The 1,673-nt window shown below is 66.9% G+C and carries 2 protein-coding genes; both read left to right on the forward strand.

The annotated features are described in order from the left end of the window. Nucleotides 1-361 (forward strand): TA system VapC family ribonuclease toxin (locus tag ELR45_RS24385; protein WP_205857180.1); only part of this gene is annotated, 361 nt, incomplete at its 5' end. A gap of 136 nt (nt 362-497) precedes the next feature. After that, a partial coding sequence (allB, locus tag ELR45_RS24390) for an allantoinase AllB (protein ID WP_205857181.1) occupies nt 498-1,673 on the forward strand: 1,176 nt, incomplete at its 3' end.

Here is a 1,673-nt window from a genome sequence, read left to right on the forward strand (position 1 = left end):
CGCCCGACACTGGCTCAACGAGGAAATTGAGCATGGCTGGGCTTCATGCGCCATCACACAGAACGGCGTGGTAAGAATCCTGAGCCAGCCCCACTATCCCAGCACCGTCTCCCCCAGCGAGTCGCTCACCCTCCTGACCAACGCCACCAAGACCGAGCACCACAGCTACTGGCCCTGCTCGGTCAGCCTGACTGACGACACCGTCGTGGACCGCACGAGAATTCACGGCCACCGCCAAGTGACCGACGTCTACCTCCTCGCGCTCGCAACCGCCAATGACGGCCGGTTCGTCACGTTCGACACCTCCATCCCACGTGCAGCTGTCCACGACGCAACCAAGGATCACCTGGTCATCCTGTGACGTGACGCGCCTGGACGTGATCATCGCCGACGACCAAGAGGTCGACACCGATGACGTCATCGATCTTGTTGGCACGCCGGGGCTCTCAACCCGGTTACCATCTGCGCTTATGTAAGACAAGGAGCGAGTGAGACAAATGAGTGAGAAGTGCGTCAAGTGGAGCGAAACCGATGCGGTGATCCACGCCCGGCGAGCCGTGATCGACGGCGAGATACGGCCCGCCACCGTCGCAGTTCGCGGTGACAGGATCGCCGCTGTCGAGCCGTATAGATCAGTCGATGACCACCACCACGCCGTCGAGCTCAGCGACGACGAGGTTCTGATCCCCGGGCTCGTCGACACGCACGTCCATGTCAACGAGCCGGGACGCACCGAGTGGGAAGGCTTCGACACCGCTACGGCGGCCGCCCGGCACGCTGGGGTGACCACGCTTCTGGACATGCCGCTGAACTCGCTGCCACCGACGCTGACCGCCGACGCGCTCGCCGTCAAACGACAGACGGCTGTCGACCGTTGCCGCGTCGATGTCGGCTTCTGGGGCGGTGTGACCCCGGCCAACCTGGCGGATCTCCCGGCTCTGTTCGAAGCCGGCGTCTTCGGCGTGAAGTGTTTCCTTCAGGACTCCGGCGTGCCAGAGTTCCCGCCGTTGTCCGTTCCGCAGCTGAACGCGGCGGCCGAGCTCATCGCCGGTCTCGGCGGGCTGCTGCTCGTACACGCCGAGGATCCGCACGTCCTCGCGTCCGCGCCGCCGCCCAGCGGGCGCAGTTATGCCAGGTTCGCCGCATCCCGCCCGGCGGACGCGGAGGCCTCGGCGATCCAGCAGGTCACCGACGCCGCGGAACGTAGCGGCTGCAGGATCCACGTCGTCCATGTCTCGTCAGGCGCCGGAGTCGAGGTCATCCGGCAAGCCAAGGCGCGAGGCGTCCCGGTCACGGCGGAGACGTGCCCGCACTACCTGACGCTCGCCGCCGAGTCGATCCCCGACGGAGCTCCGCAGTACAAATGCTGCCCACCGATCCGTGGGGCCGCCGATCAGGAACAGCTCTGGGTCGGCCTGGTGGACGGCACACTCGACATCGTCGTCTCCGACCACTCGCCCTCCACCCCCGATGTGAAACACCTCGACACCGGCGATCTCGGTCTTGCCTGGGGCGGGATCTCGTCGCTGCAGTTCGGCTTCGCCGCCGCTCTCGCCGCGGCCCATCTCCGGGGTGTCCCGCTCCCCCAGGTCATCCGCTGGATGTCGACCGGGCCCGCCGACCTCGCCGGGCTCGCCGCCAAGGGAAGGATCGCCGTCGGCGCCGACGCGGAC

Source organism: Phytoactinopolyspora endophytica (assembly GCF_004138495.1).
In the GTDB taxonomy this organism is placed as follows: domain Bacteria; phylum Actinomycetota; class Actinomycetes; order Jiangellales; family Jiangellaceae; genus Phytoactinopolyspora; species Phytoactinopolyspora endophytica.